Source organism: Corallococcus sp. AB030, assembly GCF_003668965.1.
GTDB lineage: Bacteria > Myxococcota > Myxococcia > Myxococcales > Myxococcaceae > Corallococcus > Corallococcus exiguus.
On record NZ_RAWQ01000154.1, the window covers coordinates 1 to 20,015 of the forward strand.

General features: G+C 66.5%; 9 protein-coding genes and 1 tRNA gene. 9 read left to right on the plus strand and 1 reads right to left on the minus strand.

Annotation, left to right across the window (positions count from 1 at the left end):
• Positions 1-551 precede the first annotated feature (551 nt).
• From D7Y15_RS30040 to brxL, 8 genes are all read left to right on the plus strand, one after another.
• Complete coding sequence (locus D7Y15_RS30040; protein WP_121754705.1) at positions 552-2,753, plus strand: hypothetical protein; 2,202 nt, start codon at positions 552-554, stop codon at positions 2,751-2,753.
• The gene (locus D7Y15_RS30045; RefSeq protein ID WP_121754706.1) at positions 2,750-4,084 is read left to right on the plus strand and encodes a hypothetical protein; all 1,335 of its coding nucleotides are present in this window, start codon (positions 2,750-2,752) and stop codon (positions 4,082-4,084) included. Before D7Y15_RS30040 ends, D7Y15_RS30045 begins: the two co-directional genes overlap by 4 nt.
• Before the next feature lie 696 nt (positions 4,085-4,780).
• On the plus strand, positions 4,781-5,650 hold the full coding sequence (locus D7Y15_RS30055; RefSeq protein ID WP_233605133.1) for a hypothetical protein: 870 nt from the start codon (positions 4,781-4,783) through the stop codon (positions 5,648-5,650).
• A 4-nt stretch (positions 5,651-5,654) separates the two neighbouring features.
• Positions 5,655-6,218 (plus strand): BREX protein BrxB domain-containing protein, encoded by a 564-nt coding sequence (locus D7Y15_RS30060; RefSeq protein WP_121754708.1) that lies wholly within the window; start codon positions 5,655-5,657, stop codon positions 6,216-6,218.
• Positions 6,215-9,673, plus strand: a complete 3,459-nt coding sequence (gene brxC / locus D7Y15_RS30065) for a BREX system P-loop protein BrxC (RefSeq protein ID WP_121754709.1) — start codon at positions 6,215-6,217, stop codon at positions 9,671-9,673. Before D7Y15_RS30060 ends, brxC begins: the two co-directional genes overlap by 4 nt.
• A 9-nt stretch (positions 9,674-9,682) precedes the next feature.
• On the plus strand, positions 9,683-13,024 hold the full coding sequence (locus tag D7Y15_RS30070; protein ID WP_121754710.1) for an SAM-dependent methyltransferase: 3,342 nt from the start codon (positions 9,683-9,685) through the stop codon (positions 13,022-13,024).
• Positions 13,021-15,381: a BREX-1 system phosphatase PglZ type B gene (pglZ, locus tag D7Y15_RS30075; RefSeq protein WP_121754711.1), complete on the plus strand. Its 2,361-nt coding sequence runs from the start codon at positions 13,021-13,023 to the stop codon at positions 15,379-15,381. Before D7Y15_RS30070 ends, pglZ begins: the two co-directional genes overlap by 4 nt.
• Positions 15,378-17,432 (plus strand): protease Lon-related BREX system protein BrxL, encoded by a 2,055-nt coding sequence (gene brxL / locus D7Y15_RS30080; RefSeq protein WP_199745995.1) that lies wholly within the window; start codon positions 15,378-15,380, stop codon positions 17,430-17,432. Before pglZ ends, brxL begins: the two co-directional genes overlap by 4 nt.
• 1,098 nt (positions 17,433-18,530) lie before the next feature.
• On the opposite strand, the gene D7Y15_RS30085 is transcribed toward brxL, so the two are convergent.
• Positions 18,531-18,603: transfer RNA gene (locus D7Y15_RS30085), tRNA-Asn, on the minus strand.
• Positions 18,604-18,741: 138 nt separating this feature from the next.
• Between D7Y15_RS30085 and D7Y15_RS30090 the strand changes: the two genes are divergently transcribed.
• The gene (locus tag D7Y15_RS30090) at positions 18,742-19,938 is read left to right on the plus strand and encodes an RsmB/NOP family class I SAM-dependent RNA methyltransferase (RefSeq protein ID WP_199745996.1); all 1,197 of its coding nucleotides are present in this window, start codon (positions 18,742-18,744) and stop codon (positions 19,936-19,938) included.
• The last annotated feature ends 77 nt before the right edge of the window (positions 19,939-20,015 follow it).

Consider the following 20,015-nt stretch of genomic DNA (forward strand, 5'->3'; position numbering starts at 1 on the left):
AGATGTGTATAAGAGACAGGTGGCAGGCGTGGGCGTAGATGCGCTGACGCCGACGGTGGACATGCGGGCCCGCCTGGAGGGGCGCCTCCAGCGAGGAGGCTTCCGGCAGGGCGCCTTCGGCCCGGACTACGAGTTGGCGCGCTTCCAGGTGGCAGGCCCGGCCTCGGTACCGCTGGCGGAGGCGTCCTTCCCGGAGGGGGCTTCCGCCTACGGGGAAGTGATTCTCAGTTGGGACGCGGTGCGGCTGAGTGGCATGCGCCAGCGACACCTCTTCCTCTCCCTGGGAGTGGAGGCCTTCTCCTGGGGCCGGGTGGACGTGGACGGGCGGGTGGAGGCGCAGCTCTTCCACCGCAACCTCACGGTGGGCGTCGGCGGACTGGCGACGGCCATGGGACAGCCGGGAGCGCGCTACCTCGTCTCGGGGGAGGCTCGGTGGCGCTTCCTGGGAGGCAACCTCTACACGCTGGGGCAGGGCGGCACGCTGCTGTTCCCGACGGTGGAAGGGACGCTGCGGCCGGGAGCCTTCGCGGCCGTGGGGCTGGGGGTGGACAATGCGCGCTGAGCGACTGCCGTGCGGCGTGGTGGGCCTGGTGCTGGCCCTGGCCCTCCTGACGTCGGGGTGTGCCTCGCTGCCCTCACGGGCGGGCCCTGGAGGCACCCTGGCTGCCGTCTCGGGCGCGACACCCCTTGCGGCCTTGGGGCGCGGTGCTGTCGCGAGTCTCCCCGAGGATGATGCGCCCGAGGACTTCGACGCGGAGTCCGCGGACGGATCGCTTCTGCACCGCCGCCGGGCCACGCCGTCTCCCCCGAATCCCGGCGGAGGAGAAACGGCGCCCCTGCGTGTGGTGGGGGCCCTGGCAGGTGTGTGCGGGGACGTCCCCACGGGGTGGCCGCACCTGGACTCGGACGACGAAGTGCTGGCGCCCTTCCTGGGATGCACCACACCAGCGGCTTTCCTGGCCTTGCAGCGCCAAGCGGACATGCCCCGGCTGGTGGAGGCCCTCTCGGACTGGAACGCCGTCCGGCTGGGCGCCCTGGGCCCCCTGGAGGCCGAGGCTGCCCGCGTCCTCCTCAAGAAGCGCGCGGCCTTCCTCTCCACCGCCGTCGAGAAGCACGGCCTGGCCAAGGCGGAAGTCTTCGCCCTCTTCGTCCTGCACACCACCCACGACGACGAGGTGCGGCAGCTCTTGCGCCTGCTGGCCGAGGACAAGCTGCTGAAGCGCGCCCTGGGCGCCATGGAGGTGGTGCGCGAGGAGTTGAAGCAGCGAGGCATGGCCCTCGCTGACTTCCCGGAGCGGGACTTCCGCGGCGGCGACATCGCGCGTGGGCTGGGACGGGCCGTGGATGACGTCGCGGCCTCCATTCCTCTCGTCGGAGGAAGCCGGAGCATCGATGCGTCCGCGCTGCCCGCGCAGCTTCCACCGCCCTATCAGGAAGCGTACCGAGAGGTGGAGAACGCCCAGTTCCTGGGGGCCTTCGCACCGGGCAACGTGGCACTGGCTTCCTTCGACCACCTCACCTTCGGTGTGCCTCTAGGCTTCTACCACCTGGCGGCGGGGACGGCGCAGGGCGGGGCTTCCCTTGCCAAGGGGGAGTACGAGGAGGCCACGCGCCAGTTGGCGCCCGCGGCCCTCATGGTGGGCCTGTATGCGGGAGGGAAGGGGGCGCGCGCGCTTCGTGAAGCTGGCGTCTCCCGGCTGGAGCGCGCTCGCCTCCAGGCGGTGGTGTCCAGCGTGGAGTCGCTGAAGGCGGTGCTGGAGAGGTTGGAGACGCGAATAGGAGAGAGCGCCGTGGGGGAGTTGGCGCGCTATCTCCAGCAGGACCGGGACGCAGCCATTCTGGTGGCGGAGTGGGGCGAGGCGGGCGCGCTGGCGTTGTACGAGGCGCGAGGCAACGTCGCTCAGGCGCAGGCCACATTGGCCGTGCGGTATCACGAGCCCACGAGTGCTGCGTCCACAGGAGGGGGCTCCGGGAGAAAGGGAGGTACTCGGCCCTCCGTGCCTCCCGAGGCGGCCGGACTTCCGGCCGAGGTGGCGGAGGCGAAGTTCAAGCAGTTGGAGGCGGAGTTTCCCGGGGAGCGCCTGTCGATGAACGTGGCAGAGTTGGAGAAGCACAGCGAGGCTCTGCGGAGGGCGGTTCCCACTGAAATCACTGCGAAGCCACTCTGGGCCGACTACGTGGCGTACCTGGAGACGAGGGCCGCGGAACTCAAGCAGGGGATCGCGGAGAAGGGGCCCCTGAAGTGGGCTGGCTACCAACTCGTTCGTGACAGGTACGCCCGGGGCCTGGCCTTCGAGCGGAAGATGGTCGCCATCCTGGAGGCGGACGCGGCCCTACCGCGGGCGAAGCGGCGATGGCTCAAGGACTTCGACCGGCCCCGTATTGCGACGCACGTGGGGGTGGCGAAGGTGGACATCCGCTTCGCGGACGTACTCGTCATCGAAGAGGGGCCCGCTGCTGGCCCGACGCCTCGCGTGGAGACGTTCAGCTTCAAGAGCCGGGAGTTCAATCGTCTGGGCAGGAGTGAGCTGACGGCGCAGATGAGAGCAGATGCAGGCGACGCCTTGCTGTACTACGGAGAGACGGTGGACATTAGGCGGCCTGAATTCAAGCTCCGTGGTATGCCGGTAAAGGTCGAAAGGGTCCGCCTCGTCTATGAACGCAAGCTTGCGCCAAGCGATACGGACATGCTGACGAGTGCAGTGAAGAACGTCAAAGAGGATGTCAAGGGAGTGGAGGTCTTGTTTCAATGAAGCTGCTGACCCTTAAAGACCTGAATGTTGAAGATACGCTGAGGTTTTCGTTCGACGGGTCATTTAGCCATCATGATGCGTTAGAGCGTGAGTTGGAGCCCTTTCTGCAAGGGCTTGAGTCGCATGCGGGTGATTGGATGCCCGACGTTGTAAAGGGCAGTCGGCAGCGTAGATATTCGCGTGATGCTGTCGTGATGGCTCTGAAAGAGCGCCAAGATCGGTACGGTTCGACAGTCGGTTTGTATCGCACAACTTTCCCGGCCGTCTCGTTGACGATTGATCTTGGGCTTGCGCTCACTCCTGCGAAAATACGCATCTGGCTTGATGTGCAGCCCGTATCTTTTTTTTCGGAGCAGGAGCGCTGCCAGGAGTTCGTAAAGGCAGTTCGCGGATGGGGTTCGATGTATCCAGTTCCCTATGCTGTGGCGCACAGTGCAGCGGACAGGCAGTTGGCTGATTTTCCTCGGTTTGGCCGCGATGACGAGACGTGCGAGAGGTATGGGGCCGATACGGTCTACGACGTATTCTGGCTGAACATCTTTGGTGCGAAGCTGGTGGAGTCCGTAGGCCGAGAACGGATGCTCTCGACGCCAGCGCACCTCGTGGAGGAACTCCCCAACGGCTCCGTCCTCCTGGTGCTACGGCCTTCCGCCGCCGACTTCGCCAGTGAGGAGGCTCGCGTGGCCCAGGCCCGAGCCCACGTCCACCTTCGGCCGGACCTCGACTTCGATACGGTGCTACGCACGCTGAAAGAGCGCAGCGCCGCACTCGTCCCCGTCGAGCCGCGCTTTCACCCCGACGTGGCGCCTTTCCTTTCGCGGCTGCCAGACGAGTTCGCCATCAGCGAGCGGCAACGGAAGATCGCCGAGTTCAACGCCTTTCGGCCACCGGAGCCGGAGGAGTGGCTCCCGGTCGGCCTTCCCGCAGATGTGGAGAATCAAGAGCGCGTCCGCAGCTACTACGGCGACCTAGCCGAGAGCCTCGTATCTGCGCTGCATACCAAGGTGCCCAGCATCTTCGAAGCGACACCTGAGTCCCTCACTGACCTCGACGTCTACTTCTGGCGGGAGAACTTCCCGGAGCGGTATGAGCGAGACCTCATCGACGAGCACACTGCTCCGGCTCTCGGGGCCTTCCTGGGCGGCGTGCTGGTGCGGCGGCTGGGGGGCACATGGGTTCCGCGGCAGAAGCTGGAGGAGTCCCAGGTGCGGGTGGGCAATCGCGTCTGGCTGCCCTTCCTCCGTGCTCGCCGGTACATGCAGTCCCGCCAGTCGCTCTTGGAGTATTCGCTCACGCAGTTCTTTAAGGCGGCGGAGCGGTACCGAGCCTGAAGGGAGGACTGCCCACCTATGCGCAAGTCGTGATAGCTGGCGCATGTGGCTTATCGGTGGCGCTTGAGCGGGAATTTCTGGGCCCGCGAGGTCGAGTTCGTGAACCCTTGGTGCTGCCACCTGCACGAGGGACGCGACATGAGCGGCGCCGAGAGTGCGAAGTGCGACGGAGCCCATGAATATGGGCGCGGCGTTGCCCAGCGGCTGGCTCCTCTCTGCATCTCTGTTCCAGCGCAAGGGATCGAGCGTCATCCCTGCCGACAGACGGATGCTACCGAAGCCCGGGGCCCGTGAATCACCCTGCCAGAGGCACGCAGAAGCGCGCTTTCGCGCGCTACCTGCAGGGAGCCGTTCATCAGACCGGGTCGCTGTGGCGCGCAAGCTGGGGCTCACGCGAGCGCGGGTGACCTAGATCCTCGATCTCTGTTCATGGTGGCGCCCGATCCCTAAGACGCCGTCCTATCGCTTGAGGCCGTCGATGGCGCCGAGCCTCTGGCCGAGCGGCCCCTCTGGGCGGTTGCCTATGCGTGCATGTGGGCAGAGCAGCGGGCTGTGTGGGCGAAGTGATCGCTCCTTCGCACGCGATCGACTCTAACCCCTCATGAAATCAGGCGTATTTCGCTTGCCATGACGCGGCGCATCACGTCTTGTTGGCTAGTCTCGCCGGCAAGTTTGCCGGCGAGACTGGAGACAATCTTGACATCAGAATATCGCTCTGTCAGCTTTGGTGCCGGCAAGTTTGCCGGCGGATTCACCATGTCCCTTGCAGAAGTTAAAACGATCGAGTTCTTCCCACCCGCAGGTCCGCCTGCGGGAGCGGTGAAGCTCGGGTTCCGCTTCGGCGAAAAGGGCACCCACTCAAGCCGGACCCTCATGCTCACCGAGCTTGAGGCCGTCCTTGCTGCTGCTCCGGGCGCCGCCGACCGCGCGGCCTACGGGGCGGCCATCATCGAGGGCAATTGCCTCGAAAAGCCCACGGCTTCGACGCGCCGGCTCTCGAATCAGCGCCTCGGCGAACTCTACGCGCTTGACCGGTTCGTCGTCGTCTTCCGCGTACTGCGTGGGCTCTGGGATGTCGACCCCAAGGCGCGCCCGCTCCTCGCCATGCTCGCCGCGCTTGCACGCGATCCGCTCTTTATGGCGTCGGCGGCGCCCGTGCTCTCGCAGCCAGCGGGCATCGAGATCCAGCGAGCTCCGATCCGCGAGGCGCTCCGCAAGCTGGTCGGCGAGCGCATGAACGACGGCACGCTCGACAAGGTCGTGCGCAACGTCTCTAGTTCGTGGACCCAGACCGGCCACCTCACCGGTCGCACGTTCAAGCACCGCCAGCGCGTGATCGCGCCGCCCACGGCCGTTGCGTTCGCGCTGTGGCTCGGCAACGCCGCCGGCTTCCGTGGCGAGGAGCTGCTCACGACTGGCTGGATCGCGGCGCTCGACTGCACTGCGACCTCGGCGCGCACGCTCGCGCTCGACGCGAAGCGCGTCGGGCTGATTGACCTGCGCACTGCCGGCGACGTCGTCGAGTTCGGACTCGACCGGCTAGACCCAGGACTCGGGAGGAAGTGACCGCGTGGCGCGACTCGAAGACCTCGCAGATCTCTACGGTCAGCATATCACGACGCCTTGGCAGCGCACCGTCGCCGGGGCACAGCGCGTGATCATGGTGGCCTACGACAAGGAACTCGAACGGGTCCTCCGAGCGCGCAAGGGCGAGTTCGAGACGCGCAGCAAGGCGGCTGGGCACGACTGGCACGAGGTCGACCTCACCACCGCGTTCGCGACATGGCTCACATCCGACGAGTATCGTGACGCCTACTTCGAGTCTCCTGACGACCTGCAGTTGAAGCTGAAGGACGAATTCCCAGAGTACGCCGCGGAGAAGATCCGGGCAGTGCTCACGGCGCCCGACGTTTCTGAGGCCTCGGTCGTCGCCGTGTTCGGCGCGGGTTCGCTCTATGGCTTCACGCACGTCTCCGAGGTGCTGAAGCGGGTCGAGCGCGACGTTCGCGGTCGTCTCGTCGTGTTCTTCCCGGGCACGCTCGAACAGAACAACTACCGGCTGCTCGATGCGCGCGACGGCTGGAATTACATGGCGGTCCCGATCTCCATCCACAGCGCCGGCGGTGCAGCATGAAAATCAAAGACGTCCTTCAGCGAGACCCTTCCACCCACCCGCTGGTCAACCAGGGCCAGGCCCGCATCGCCGACAAGTCGAACGACAAGGTGTTCGAGGAGCTGCGTGGCGAGCTCGCGACGTTCGTGTGCGAGGGTCAGTACGCCGACGGCATCCAGCGCATCCTGTCGTCGTTCCTCTCTAACCTCTCGCAGACGAGCCAGAAGGCTGCGTGGGTCAGCGGCTTCTTCGGCAGCGGTAAGTCACACCTGCTGAAAATGGCCTGCCACCTCTGGCAGGACACCAAGTTCCCCGACGGCGCCACGGCGCGCAGCCTCGTGCCGTCGATGCCCGACGAACTGCGCAGTCTCCTCCGTGAGCTCGACACTGCGGGCAAGCGCGCAGGTGGGCTGCTGGCAGCGGCCGGCGCTCTCCCGAGCGGCACCACGGATCACGTTCGCCTGACGATTCTCGCCGTGCTCCTGCGCGGCGTCGGCCTGCCGGATCAGTTCCCGCAGGCGCAGTTCTGCCTGTGGCTCCACGACCAAGGCTGGTTCGTCAAAGTGAAGGGCGCGGTCGAGGGTGCCGGCAAGCAGTGGCAGTCCGAGCTCAACAACCTCTACGTCAGCAAGCACATCGCCAACGCGCTGTTGGCGTGCGATCCGGGCTTCGCGTCGACCGAGGCTGAAGCGCGCAACACGCTGAAGACGCAGTTCCCGCCGCGCAGCACCGACATCACGACGGAGGAGTTTCTCACGGCCATCAAGCGCGTGCTGAAGCTCGTCGGACGCGACGGCCGCACGCCCCTGACGCTCCTCGTGCTCGACGAGGTCCAGCAGTACATCGGCGACTCCAACGACCGCTCGACTCTCGTCACCGAGGTCACCGAGGCGCTGTCGAAGCAGCTCGACAGCAACGTACTCGTCGTCGCGTCAGGCCAGAGCGCGCTCACCGCAACGCCCAAGCTGCAGAAGCTGACCGACCGCTACACCATCCGCGTCCAGCTCTCCGACCAGGACGTCGAGGCCGTCATCCGCAAGGTGCTCTTGCAGAAGAAGGCCGCGTCGATCTCGACCGTCAAGGACTTCCTGGAGAAGCACGGCGGCGAAGTCTCGCGCCAACTCCAGGGCACGCGCATCGGCGAGAGCGCGCAGGACCGAGAGGTCATCGTCGACGACTACCCGCTCCTGCCCGTGCGTCGTCGGTTCTGGGAGCACTGCTTCCGCGCGGTCGATGCCGCCGGCACGCACAGCCAGCTCCGCTCGCAGTTGCGCATCATCCACGACGCGGTCGCGCGGCTCTCGGATCGTGGCCTCGGCGCTACCGTCCCCGGTGACGAGCTGTTCGAGGCGCTCGCCCCGGAGATGGTTAACACGGGCGTCCTGCTGCGCGAGATCAACGAGCGCATCATCAATCTCTCGAAGGGCGGCACGGAAAAGGGGAAGCTTGCGCGGCGCATCTGTGGGCTCGTCTTCCTCATCAGTCGGTTGCCGCGCGAGGCGGGCGCGGACATCGGCGTGCGCGCTTCGAAGGAGCACATCGCCGACCTGCTCGTCGACGACCTCCTCGCCGACAACGGCAAGCTGCGTAGCAGCGTCGAGGTCGTCCTGGAGGACCTTGCGTCGAGCGGCGCGCTGATGAAGGTCGGCGACGAGTACCGCTTGCAGACCAAGGAGGGCGCCGAGTGGGACGCCGAGTTCCGCCGCCGCCAGGGCAAGCTTACGAACGACGACGCTGACATCCAGATCCGTCGTGACCAGCAAATCTACGCCGAGGCCGATCGTGTCATCCGCTCTGTGAAGGTCTTACATGGCGCGGCGAAAGAGGCGCGCCAAGTCGTCGTCTCACGCGACCAGACGCCGCCCACAGGCAACGGCGAGAGCGTGCCGCTGTGGATTCGCGATGGCTGGTCCGCAAGCGAAAAGGAGCTGCTCGATGCCGCGCGTGCGGCGGGCACCGACAGTCCCACGGTCTTCGTCTTCCTGCCGCGCCAGGCGGCCGATGAGCTGCGCAAGCTGATCGTCGACGCCGAGGCGGCGCAGCAGACCATCGACGCCAAGGGCACGCCCACGACCCGCGAGGGCGAAGAGGCGAAGCACAGCATGGAGAGCCGTCGCAACGCCGCCGTCCGGCAGCGCGACGAGCTCATCAAGCAGATCGTCGCCAACGCCAAGGTGTTCCAGGGTGGCGGCTCTGAGTTGCTGCAGGCCACGCTCGAAGAGCGCGTTCGCGAGGCAACCAACGCGGCGCTCGTGCGGCTTTTCCCGCGCTTCAAGGAGGCCGACCACGCGTCGTGGGAGACGGTCATCAAGCGCGCGAAGGAAGGCGCGGACCAGCCGCTCCAGCCCGTGGGCCACACCGTCGCGACGGAAGAACACGCCGTCTGCAAGGCGGTGCTCTCGACCATCGGCTCTGGCAAGGTCGGCATCGAGGTTCGCAAGGTGCTACGCGCGAGCCCCTATGGCTGGCCGCAGGACGCCATCGATGCGGCCCTCATCGCGCTGCACCGCACGCAGCACGTCTCGGCCACGTTGAACGGCGCCGTGCTTGCGCCGGGGCAGCTCGACCAGAACAAGATCTCGAAGGCCGAGTTCCGCGTCGAGAAGATCACGCTCGCGGTCACCGAGAAGCTCGCCATCCGCAAGGTGTTCCAGGCGCTCGGCATCGGCTGCAAGGCGGGGGAGGAGCTGGCGAAGGCGCCGGTCTTCCTCGAGCAGCTCGCCGCCCTCGGGCGCGCGACCGGCGGTGATGCGCCGCTGCCCGCACCCCCGTCGGTCACCGACATCGAGGACATCCGCGCGCGCGTAGGCAACGACCAGCTCGCAGGCATCCGCGACAACGCGCAGACCTTCGAGAAGCGCATTGCTGACTGGACCGCCACCAAGAAGATCGTCGACGCGCGCGTGCCCACGTGGGCGCTCGTAGAACGGCTCGCGAAGCACGCGCAGGGACTCGCAGCAGCCGAGGACCTGTTGAAGCAGGTCGAGGCGGTGCGCGCGCAGCACCTCTTGCTCGAGCCCACCGATCCGGTGGCGCCGCTTCGCTCCGGCCTCGCCGACGCGCTCCGTAAGGCGCTGCTCGAAGCCCACGACTCGTACGAGACCGAGTTTGGCAAGGGCGTGGCCTCGCTTCAGGCCAGCTCGCTGTGGCCGAAGCTCTCGGACGCGGACCGCTCGTCGATCCTCGCGAGCGTCGGGCTCACGCCGGCCGCGCAGTTGTCGGTGCCGGGCGATGAAGCGCTGGCGTCGGCGCTCGACACGAAGTCGCTGTCGTCGCGGCGTGACGAGGCCGATGCCGTTCCGGGCCGCGTGCAGAAGGCGCTGGAGCAGGCCGCGAAGCTGCTCGAGCCGAAGGTGCGGTCCATCTCGATCGAGCGCTCGACGCTTACGACCGAAGCCGACGTCGATGCGTGGCTCGAACGGCAGAAGAGGTCCCTCGTCGCTGCCATCAAGGATGGCCCCGTTCTCGTGAGCTGAGGAATCCCGATGGCATCGCTCGACCGCAACCTCCGCAGAGATCTTGAGAACGCCGTGAAGAAGGCCCGCCGCGTGGCGGATGCCGGCGCGCGGCAGGCCGTCGTGCAGCTCGCCGTGGGCCAGCACGAGCCGTGGTCGGCGCTCTCGCCCGACCAGCGCAAGCTCCGCAACCGCCTGCGCGCGCACGGCCGCCAGCTCGGCGACAAGCTCGACGAGAAGAAGGGCACGCAGAGCATCGACCGGCTCGTCGGCGAGTGTGCCTACGAGCACTGGCATCGCCTCTTGTTCGCGCGCTTCCTCGCAGAGAACGACCTGCTCGTCGAGCCCCAGTCGGGCATGGCGCTCTCGCTCGACGAGTGCCGCGAGTTGGCGCGGGACCAGAGCAAGGACTGGCTTGTGCTAGCGAGCGACTTCGCGCAGCGCATGCTGCCGCAGATCTTCCGCGCAGGCGACCCGGTGCTCGAGCTGGCGTTGCCGCCCGAGAAGCGGCAGGAACTCGAGGCGATCCTCGAAGGGCTGCCGCGCGAGGTCTTCATCGCCGACGACAGCCTCGGCTGGGTCTACCAGTTCTGGCAGGCTGACAAAAAGGACGCAGTAAACGACTCGGAAGAGAAGATTGACGAAGAGGGCCTGCCCGCTGTTACGCAGCTCTTTACTGAGGACTACATGGTCCTCTTCCTCCTCCACAACACGCTCGGCGCGTGGTGGCTTGGGAAAGAGCTCGCTCGTGACCCCAGTCTTTCCGACGCTTCGACGGAAGACGAACTTCGAGCACGATGTGCGCTCGAAGGCGTGACCTGGGAGTACCTGCGATGTGTCGGCGGGCCTGGAAAATGGCAACCGGCGGCTGGCACCTTCCCCACTTGGCCTCGACTTGCCAAGGACATCACGGTGCTCGACCCGTGCATGGGCAGCGGGCATTTCCTCGTGTTCGCTCTACCCATCCTCGCTCAGATGCGCGCCCGTGAGGAGCGTGCCCCACTGGACCAAGCGGTCGATGCGGTCCTTCGCGAGAACTTGCACGGGGTAGAGATCGATCCTCGGTGCACGCAAATCGGCGCATTCAGCCTGGCCCTGGCTGCTTGGCGGCTGTCTGGGTACCGGACGCTGCCCTCGCTGAATATTGCATGTGCCGGGATCGGTATTCTCGGAAAGCCCGAGCAATGGGTGGCCATTGCTGGCGCCAACGATCGCGCTAGGGAGGCAATGACCGAACTGCATACGACGTTTAGCAACGCCCCCATCCTCGGTAGCCTCATCGACCCGAGTCGCAGCAAGGGCAACCTCTTGGTTGCAGGCTTTGACGAGATCTCTGGACTTCTCCGCGCCGCGCTGGAACGTGAACCGGGAGGCGAGGTAGGCGAGCTGGCGGTCGCGGCACAGGGCCTGGCGTTCGCGGCACACGTGCTCTCCAAGCGATTCGTCCTGGTTATCACGAATGTGCCGTACCTGATTCGGCGAAAGCAGGACTCCGTACTGGCACAGCACCTGGAAACGTACTTCGCCGACGGCGCCGCCAATTTGGCCACGGCCATGGTTCTCCGGTGCGTGGAACTCACTGCAAAGGGAGGCACCACTGCAACTGTTTCACCGCAGGCGTGGCTTCAGCAGCGTACCTACAAGGTGATACGCGAAAGTCTTCTCAAAGGCTCCGCGTGGAGCGTTCTGGCACGACTTGGCCCGGGTGCGTTCGAGACCATCACGGGAGAGGTCGTCAACGTCATCCTCGCCGCGCTTACGAAGGACGCGCCTCGTTCGCCTTCGGTCGGTGCGTGCATCGATGCGGCAGGCGGCGGCTCCCCTGCGCTCAAAGCGGAGCTTCTTCGTGTGGGCGTGGTCACTCGGATGGACCAGGCTCAACAGCTCAGAAACCCCGACGCTCGAGTTTTGTTCGCAGGCGCCGCAAACGAGGAAACGCTCGCGTCTCTGGCGCGCCCTCTCACGGGAATTCAAACGGGCGACTACCCCAGGTTTGTTGTGCATTTCTGGGAAGTGCCGTTCACCGATGGCGGTCCATGGGTGCGGTACAACACGCCGCCGTCGGAGGACCCGGAGGATCTTGGTCAGACTTCCTTGCTGCGATGGGAGCATGGACGGGGATCGCTTCACGCTTCAGACGGCGCGTATATTCGAGGAGAAGCAGCTTGGGGGCGCGCGGGACTCTTGGTCTCGCTTATGCGTGGGCTGCAGGTGCGACCATACTCCGGCGAGAAATTCGACCAGATGGCGGCTGTTCTGCTGCCCAAGTCCGCAGAGCAATTGCCCGGACTTGCCAGGTACGTGGCGTCTCCGAGGTACCTCGAGGAGATTCGCAAGATCGATTCCGCGATCAAGATCACGCCGGCCAACCTAGTGAAGGTCCCCTTCGATGAAGCCGAAGACGCCGTGGAGCCGCGTTGGCCGGCTCACTCTCGGTCGCCGAAGCAGTGGTCGTTCGCGGGCGATCCGAAGGCGTCGACCCATCCGCTTCAAGCCGCTGTCGCTGTGCTCTTGGGATACCAGTGGTCCTCGTCTGAGAAGGACGCCTTTCGTCAACTTCGCGATGACGACGGGATCGTATGTCTTCCGTCCTTGCGCGGAGAGCCGGCAGCGGCTGCTCGACTTCAAGAGGTGCTCCGCGAGTCCTTTGGTGCAGAGTGGTCGAGCGACAAGTTGAGGAGCTTGCTGGCTGATGCCGGCAAGACCGATCTCGACGTTTGGCTTCGTGATGGCTTCTTTGCTGAGCACTGCGTGCTCTTCGAAGACCGACCTTTTGTCTGGCAGCTCTGGGACGGACTGCCCAGCGGCTTCAGCGCACTGGTGAACTACCATCGACTCGCTGCTCCTAATGGAATGGGACGCAAGACGCTCGAGAAGCTTATTTTCGCGTATCTCGGCGACTGGATCGACCGGCAGCGAGCCGACCAGAAGAACGGTGTCGAAGGCGCTGACGGACGTGTGGCTGCTGCAGAGCACCTGAAGCGCGAGCTGGAGCGGATCCTCGAAGGCGAGCCGCCGTACGACATCTTCGTGCGGTGGAAGCCGCTTCAAGAGCAACCCATCGGCTGGGAGCCCGACCTCAATGACGGTGTGAGGGTGAATATTCGCCCGTTTATGGTCGCAAGGCCCTTGAATGCGCGAGGGAAGAACGCCTGTATTCTGCGCGTGGCTCCCAAGATCAAATGGGACAAGGACCGCGGCAAGGAATCGGAAAGAAGGAAGGCCGAGTTCCCGTGGCTCTGGGGTTGGGACGGGCGCACCGAAGACTTCCGTGGCGGTCCAGAGTTCGACGGCAACCGATGGAATGACCTCCACTATTCGCGTGCTGTGAAGCTCGCCGCGCGTGAGGGCGCCAAGGGAGGCAAGTCGTGACTGCGTCGACCTCTCGCCGTCGCAGCACCGCCCCGCCGCCTCACGTGAAGGGGCTGCTCGACCAGCTCGAGAAGTCCTTTCTTCACGCGCTGCGCAGCGGCGAGGGGGAGGCCGCGCCCGCCGCGCTGCTCTGGGCAGACGCCGACAAGCAGTGGGCGACCCTCGTCGCGCGCCTCCAGGCCGCGATGCCGCACCTGTTCGTGCTCGGCAGCTACGACGCCGCCAAGCGCACGGGCCCGGCGATCTGGCTGCGTTGCGTGGTCGACCGCGTGCTCGAAAATGTCGCGCTCGATCCCGGCGTCGTGCCGATCCTTTACCTGCCCGGCGTTGCCCGGCAGTCCCTGCGCGCAGGCGACGAGTGCCCGCGTGAGCTGCAGCCGCTCGTCGAGCTGCAGTACCGAGGCCGCGTCTGGCACCAGAAGAACGGGCGCGACTGGACCGTCGAGGCCTTCCTCGTCTCGGAGGACGGGCTCCAGCTCGACGTAGCCCAGGACGCCAAGACCCGTGAGGCCGCGCAGCGCAGCCTGCCGCTCCTCGCCGAGACGCCGCTCGACGGCCTGCGCGGCCATCGACTCGAAGCCGACGACTTCGATCGCCTGGCCGTCAGCGATCCCACCCGCGACCTCCTGCGCTGGATGGGCGTCGGCGATGGCCTTCGCAAGACCGAGGGCGAAGCCCGCTGGAAGGCCTTTTGCGGCGTGTGCAACTCGGACTTCAAGTTCGATCCGGACAAGAAGTCTCCCGCCGATGCGGCGAACGCTCTCGTCGAGGGCGGCGGCAAGTGGGCCAACGTCTGGCAGCGCTTCAAGGAGGCTCCGAAGCTCTATCCCAATGTCGCCAAGCTGCTGCGCGACACCGCCACGCCGCTCCTCTATCGCGGCAGCGAGCGCGATGCGGGCGGCAACACCAAGGCCGAGCAGGAGCTTCATGCCAGCCTCGAAGCGCTCGCGAACAAGCCCCACGCCTCTGCGCTCGCCGAGGTGGCCGCGCTCGAAGCCGCGCACGGCAAGCGGCGCGAGTGGGTCTGGGCCGAGCTCGGTGAGAGCCCGCTGGCCTGCGCCCTCGCGCCCCTCGCGAAGCTCGCCACGGCTGCCGCCACCACGCTGGGCGGCGCCACCGTCGACGCGGCGGTCGCCGCCTACGTGAGCGACGGCTGGCGTTGCGACCGCGCTGCGCTCGAAGCCCTCGCCTCGGTGAAGCAGCCCGCCGACGTTGCGCTCATCCAGGGTGTCGTGCGCGCGCTGTACCTGCCGTGGCTCGATGCCTCCGCGCGCCACTTCCAGGGCCTCATCGACGGCGCGGCGAACGCCGTGCGCGCGAAGGTCAGGGGGAGCCAGCATGAGAAGGACGCGTGCCTCATGTTCGCCGATGGCCTCCGCTACGATGTCGCCGGCATGCTGGCCGAGCGGCTCGAAGCGAAGGGCTATCGCGTGCGACTGAATCACCGCCTCGCACCGCTGCCCACGGTCACCTCCACGGCGAAGCCGTTTGCGACACTCTCTCACGACAAGCTCGAGGGCGGCGAAGACATCGTCGACTTCAACCCGCGTTTCAAGGACAGCCCCAAAGCCGCGACCGCGCAGCGGCTGCGCGACGACATGGCGGGCCGAGGCATTGATCTGCTTGGCGAGGACATCCGCCCGCCGAAGCAAGGGACGACGGGCGGCTGGCTGGAGACGGGGAAGCTCGACGAACTCGGGCACAAGCTCGGTGCGCGCCTCGCCGCGCAGATCGACAACGAGCTCGAGATGCTCCTCGACCAGGTGACCGGTTTGATCGACGCCGGCTGGATGCGGCTCCGCATCGTCACGGACCACGGCTGGCTGCTCATGCCCGGTGGCCTCCCGCACGTCGCGGTTTCCTCGCATCTCACCACGACGAAGTGGTCACGCGCGGCCACGGTGAAGGGCGACGCGAAGCCGTCCGTGCCGGTCCACGCGTGGCACTGGAACACGCACGTCCGCATCGCGTCGCCGCCGGGAGTCGGAAGTTTCGCCCCGAACACCGAGTACTCGCACGGCGGCATCAGCCCGCAGGAGTGCATCGTCCCCGAACTCGTCGTCGAGCGTGGCGGCGGCGGCACCTCCGCGTCGATCACAGCCATCACTTGGCGCGGCATGCGCTGTCGCGTGTCGGTTACGACGAACGATCCCTCTGTGCGCGTCGACCTGCGTACCAACTGGAAACAGGCGAACACGAGCATCGCCGCGTCGGCCAAGGAGGTTGGCCCAGCCGGCGAAGCGAGCCTCGCAGTGGCCGATGACGCTCACGAGGGCCACGCCGCCACGATCGTCGTTGTCGATGGCGCCGGCAACGTGCTCGACCGCAAGACGACGACCGTCGGAGAAGCATCATGACAATAACCCTCGACCATCTCGATCAGCAGGCGGCTGCGGTCTTCGACGGCTACCTCGTTCGCAAGGACCTCGTTCGCAAGTACGCGCGCCAGTACCCGGTGCCGACATACGTGGTCGAGTTCCTCCTTGGTCGCTACTGCGCCAGCACGGATGAGAAGGAGATCGCGGAGGGCCTTCAGATCGTCGAGAAGCAGCTCCGTGACCGCACGGTGCGCACGGGCGAGGAGGAGCTGTTCAAGGCGCGTGCGAAGGACAGCGGCAGCGTCAAGCTCATCGACATCATCAAGGCGCGCCTCGACGCGAAGAACGACCGCTTCCTCGCCGAGCTGCCGAGCCTCGCGCTGCGCGACGTGCTCATCGGCGATCAGCTCGTACGCGAGAACGAGCGCATGCTGACCGACGGCTTCTACGCCGAGGTCACGCTCGCCTACGATGGCGTCGCCGCGCAGGAGCAGGGGGGCCGCCCGTTCTCCATCGAGTCGATGCGCCCGATCCAGATGTCGAAGTCCGACGTGCTCGATGTGCTGGCCAAGGCCCGCCGCTCGTTCACGACGCAGGAGTGGATCGATTTTCTGATTCGTTCGATTGGCCTCGAGGCTGCCTCGCTCTCCGAGCGCGCGAAGCGCGTCGCCATCCTGCGCATGGTCCCGTTCGTCGAGCGCAACTACAACCTCGTCGAGCTCGGCCCGCGCGGCACCGGAAAGAGCCACCTCTTCCAGCAGATCTCGCCGTACGCCCACCTCATCTCGGGCGGCAAGGCGACGGTCGCCAAGATGTTCGTGAACAACGCGAGCGGACAGCGCGGGCTCGTGTGCCAGTACGACGTCGTCTGCTTCGACGAGGTGTCGGGCATCTCCTTCGACCAGAAGGACGGCGTCAACATCATGAAGGGATACATGGCGTCAGGGCAGTTCAGCCGCGGCAAGGACAACATCCGCGCCGAAGGCGGGATCGTTATGGTCGGCAACTTCGACGTGGACGTTGAGCAGCAGCAGCGCGTCGCGCACCTGCTCAGCCCGCTGCCGCCGGAGATGCGCAACGACACGGCGTTCATGGACCGCCTCCATGCCTACGTGCCCGGGTGGGACTTCCCGAAGCTCAACCCCAACGACCACTTCACCGACCACTTCGGGCTGGTGAGCGACTTCCTCAGCGAGTGCTGGAGCAAGCTGCGCTCAGGTAATCGCGTCTCCGTGATGCAAGGGCGCGTGCACCTCGGCGGCGCGCTCTCCGGCCGCGACATTGAGGCGGTGAACAAGACGGTGAGCGGCCTAACCAAGCTGCTCTTCCCCGAACCTGAAGCGCCCGTGCCGGATGAGGATCTCGAGTGGATTGTGCGCGTCGCGCTCGAGTCGCGCCGGCGCGTGAAGGAGCAGCAGAAGCGCTGCTTCAAGAGCGAGTTCCGCAACACGCACTTCAGCTACATCGTCGGCCCAGAGGGCGTTGAGCAGTTCGTCTCGACGCCCGAGTTGCACAGCGACGAGGCCATCGAAGGCGATCCGCTGCCGCCCGGCCAGGTCTGGGCGGTGAGCCCGGCGAGCCCCGACGCCGGCCCGGGCCTCTACCGCATCGAGGTCGCGAGCGGCCCAGGCGCGGGCGTGAAGGTTCTCAACCAACCGACGCCGCCGGCGTTCCGCGAGAGTGTGAAGGTCGGCGAGCAGAACCTCTACACGCGAGCGAAGGAACTCGTCGGCGATCGCAACCCGCGAGAGCACGAGTTCTCGATTCAGATGCGCGCCATCGACTCCGACAAGACGGGGGCAGGCCTCGGTGTCCCGGTGCTCGTCGCCCTCTGCGGGGCGCTCCTCGGGCGCAACACGCGTGGCGGGACCATCGTCGTCGGCGCGCTCAACCTCGGCGGCTCGATCGAGATGATCCCGAACGCGGTGCGGATCGCGGAGCTTGCTGTCGACAAGCAGGCGCAGACGCTCCTCATGCCCGTCGCCGCCCGCCGACAGCTCAACGACCTCCCAGACGAGCTCTGGACCAAGATAAACATCGAGTTCTACAAGGACGCGTCGGACGCCGTCTTCAAGTCGCTGGTGGAGTGAGGGCGCGGGCGATGAGCGAGACGACGACGCCACTGCGGGCCGCGCGGTCTCTGCCGAAGGGGGCCTCGTCACCTCTGCGCCACCCTCCATCGAGCCGAACCGTGTCATCGCGTCGCGTGCGCGCGACTAGGTGAGCCTTCTCCGATTCCGTGGACAGGTGAGCGCCCAGTTACCGTCCCGGAGAAAGAGGGTCGGCGGCTAACCGCGTCTCGACTTCTCTCTCCCCGTGGGCACGATAAGAGAGCGCGAACGCCGTCCCACGCACCCTCGCCGCGCCCATCTTCACGCCTGCGGTGCTCTCTGCGCGAACAGCGCCCACGCGCACGCCGAGCGGCGAAGGTCGCGGAAACGTGGGGGAGAAGCGCAACGGGCCGAAGATCGCTCTCCGAGGCCGCTGTTAAAAGTGCAAGGTCGTGTTTCCGGGCCCCCTGCGTGAATGGCTCGGCGAGACTTTCTGGATCTGACTGAACTGATGGACCGAGGGTTTGCAGGGCGTGCGAGTTCGGGTGGAGTGAGCTGGACTGGCACTGCGCGGATCCGCGGCCTTCTGCGACCGCCCTCACCACGAGTTCGGGCCAGCGCGTCCAATGCCAGCCTTGCGGCGCGCTAGGAGCGTGTTGGGGTAAGCCGAAAAACGGAATCCGACCCACGAGATCTGGTACCGGGTCTCAAAGCTTGATCCACTCCGTAGTGGGTCATCCGATTACTCCAACAGGCTCCTAGCCAGGAACCGCAAGCCAAGTAAGAGACGAAACCAAAAAGCAGAGAGAGGCGCCTTCTCAGAAAACTCAGAGTGGAAAGAGCGGGTCTCCAGGAGAATATTGTTAACCGCCTCCCCAAAAGTTAACAGGACTTGTTAACCACTCTCGGCCTCTCTCTCCCCAAAACGGGTGAAAGAGCGCTCCTGAGAGCCCATTCGACAGCGGAGAAGAGGGCCCATCTCACCCTGCGGGGAAGAGGGCCGAGAGCCCCTTCTTCAACGCCGCGAGCCAGAATCCCTTGTGATTCAGGGGCTTAAGCGCGAAGGCCCCGCGATGTCATCGCGAGGCCCTTGTTAAACAAAAAGGGCCCTACCGGTTGGTAGGACCCTTCAAGTAGCTCCCCGACGTGGACTCGAACCACGGACATGGTGATTAACAGTCACCCGCTCTACCAGCTGAGCTATCGGGGAATATGTCCCGTCGCGGCGGTGCGTTGCCGTGACGGATGCGACTTCTAAAGAACCGAGCCTGCCCTGTCAACTGTCCTGTTCGATCCGATCTCCCGGCTTACCCCGCAGCCCTGGTCCGCTCTCCAGGGACTGAGCGCCGTGGTGTCCGAGGCGCTTGCTCGCGTCCTGTCGGGCGACCCCGCCGAGCGCGTCCTCGACCGGACCCTGCGTGCCCACCGCGACCTGTCACGTGAGGGGCGCCAGGCGCTGAAGGAGGCCGTCTTCAACGTGGGCCTCTGGCGCCGCCGCCTGGGGTTCCTCCTGGACTCGCCGGATCCGTCGCCCTCCCAGCTCCTCTTCGCGCTCCTGCATGGGCTCGTGGGCGTTCCCGCTTCGGACGCCGCGTCGTGGGCGGGGCTTCCGGCACCCGTGCCACTGCGCTCCGGAACGCCCCCGTCGCTGGCGCTCAGGGCCTCGCTGCCGGACTGGCTCGCGGACCACTTCGCCCGTGAGTTGGGGCCGGAGGCGGAGGACTTCTGCGCCCACCTCAACGTCCCGGGCCCCATCACGCTCCGGGTGAATCCGGCCCGCATCTCCCGTGAGGCCCTGGCCGCGCGTCTGGTCTCCGAGGGCGTCTCGACCCGCCCTGGCTCCTGGAGCCCGCTGGCCCTGCATGTCGACGGTCCCAGGCCGAACCTCTACGCCCTGCCTTCCCTCTGTGAAGGCCTGTTCGAGGTCCAGGACGAGGGCAGCCAGCTCCTGGGGCTCCTCGTGGAAGCCCGTCCCGGGGAGACCGTGCTGGACCTTTGCGCTGGGGCAGGTGGCAAGACGCTCCAGTTGGGTGCGGCCATGAAGGACTCCGGCCGGCTGCTCGCCTACGACCCGGATGCGGAACGGTTGGATCGGCTCCAGCAGCGCGCCTCCCGGGCCGGGCTCACCCGCGTCCAGGTGCTCCGGACGCCTCCGTCACCGGGCCTCAACGTGGACCGTGTCCTCGCGGACGCGCCCTGTTCCGAGCTGGGCTCGCTCCGCCGGGGCCCGGACCTCCGCTTCCGACTCACTCCGGACTCGCTCTCCCGGTACACCGCCATCCAGCGCGACATCCTGGCCCGCGCCGCGGACGTGGTGCGCCCCGGTGGCCGGGTCGTCTACGCGACCTGCACCCTCAACCGGGCGGAGAACCAGGACGTGGTCGCGGACTTCCTCCGCTCCCGACCTGACTTCCGGGCCGTCACTCCGAGCGCTGGCTGGCTTCCGGACGCGTGCCTCCAGGACGGACTCCTCCTCGTCACCCCGCACCGGCACGGCACGGATGGGTTCTTCGCGGCGGTGCTCGAACGCGGCACGGCGGGGTAGGGCGGCCAGCGGGCGGACGAGCGCTCCACGGGGCCTCGTTCCTCCGTCCTGCGGTACTCAACGCTTCGAGCCCCAGG

Coding starts and splice junctions, on each gene's coding strand:
- brxL (WP_199745995.1), top strand. CDS start 15,378: ATGACAATAACCCTCGACCATCTCGATCAGCAGGCGGCTGCGGTCTTC.
- brxC (WP_121754709.1), top strand. CDS start 6,215: ATGAAAATCAAAGACGTCCTTCAGCGAGACCCTTCCACCCACCCGCTG.
- D7Y15_RS30045 (WP_121754706.1), top strand. CDS start 2,750: ATGAAGCTGCTGACCCTTAAAGACCTGAATGTTGAAGATACGCTGAGG.
- D7Y15_RS30070 (WP_121754710.1), top strand. CDS start 9,683: ATGGCATCGCTCGACCGCAACCTCCGCAGAGATCTTGAGAACGCCGTG.
- D7Y15_RS30040 (WP_121754705.1), top strand. CDS start 552: ATGCGCGCTGAGCGACTGCCGTGCGGCGTGGTGGGCCTGGTGCTGGCC.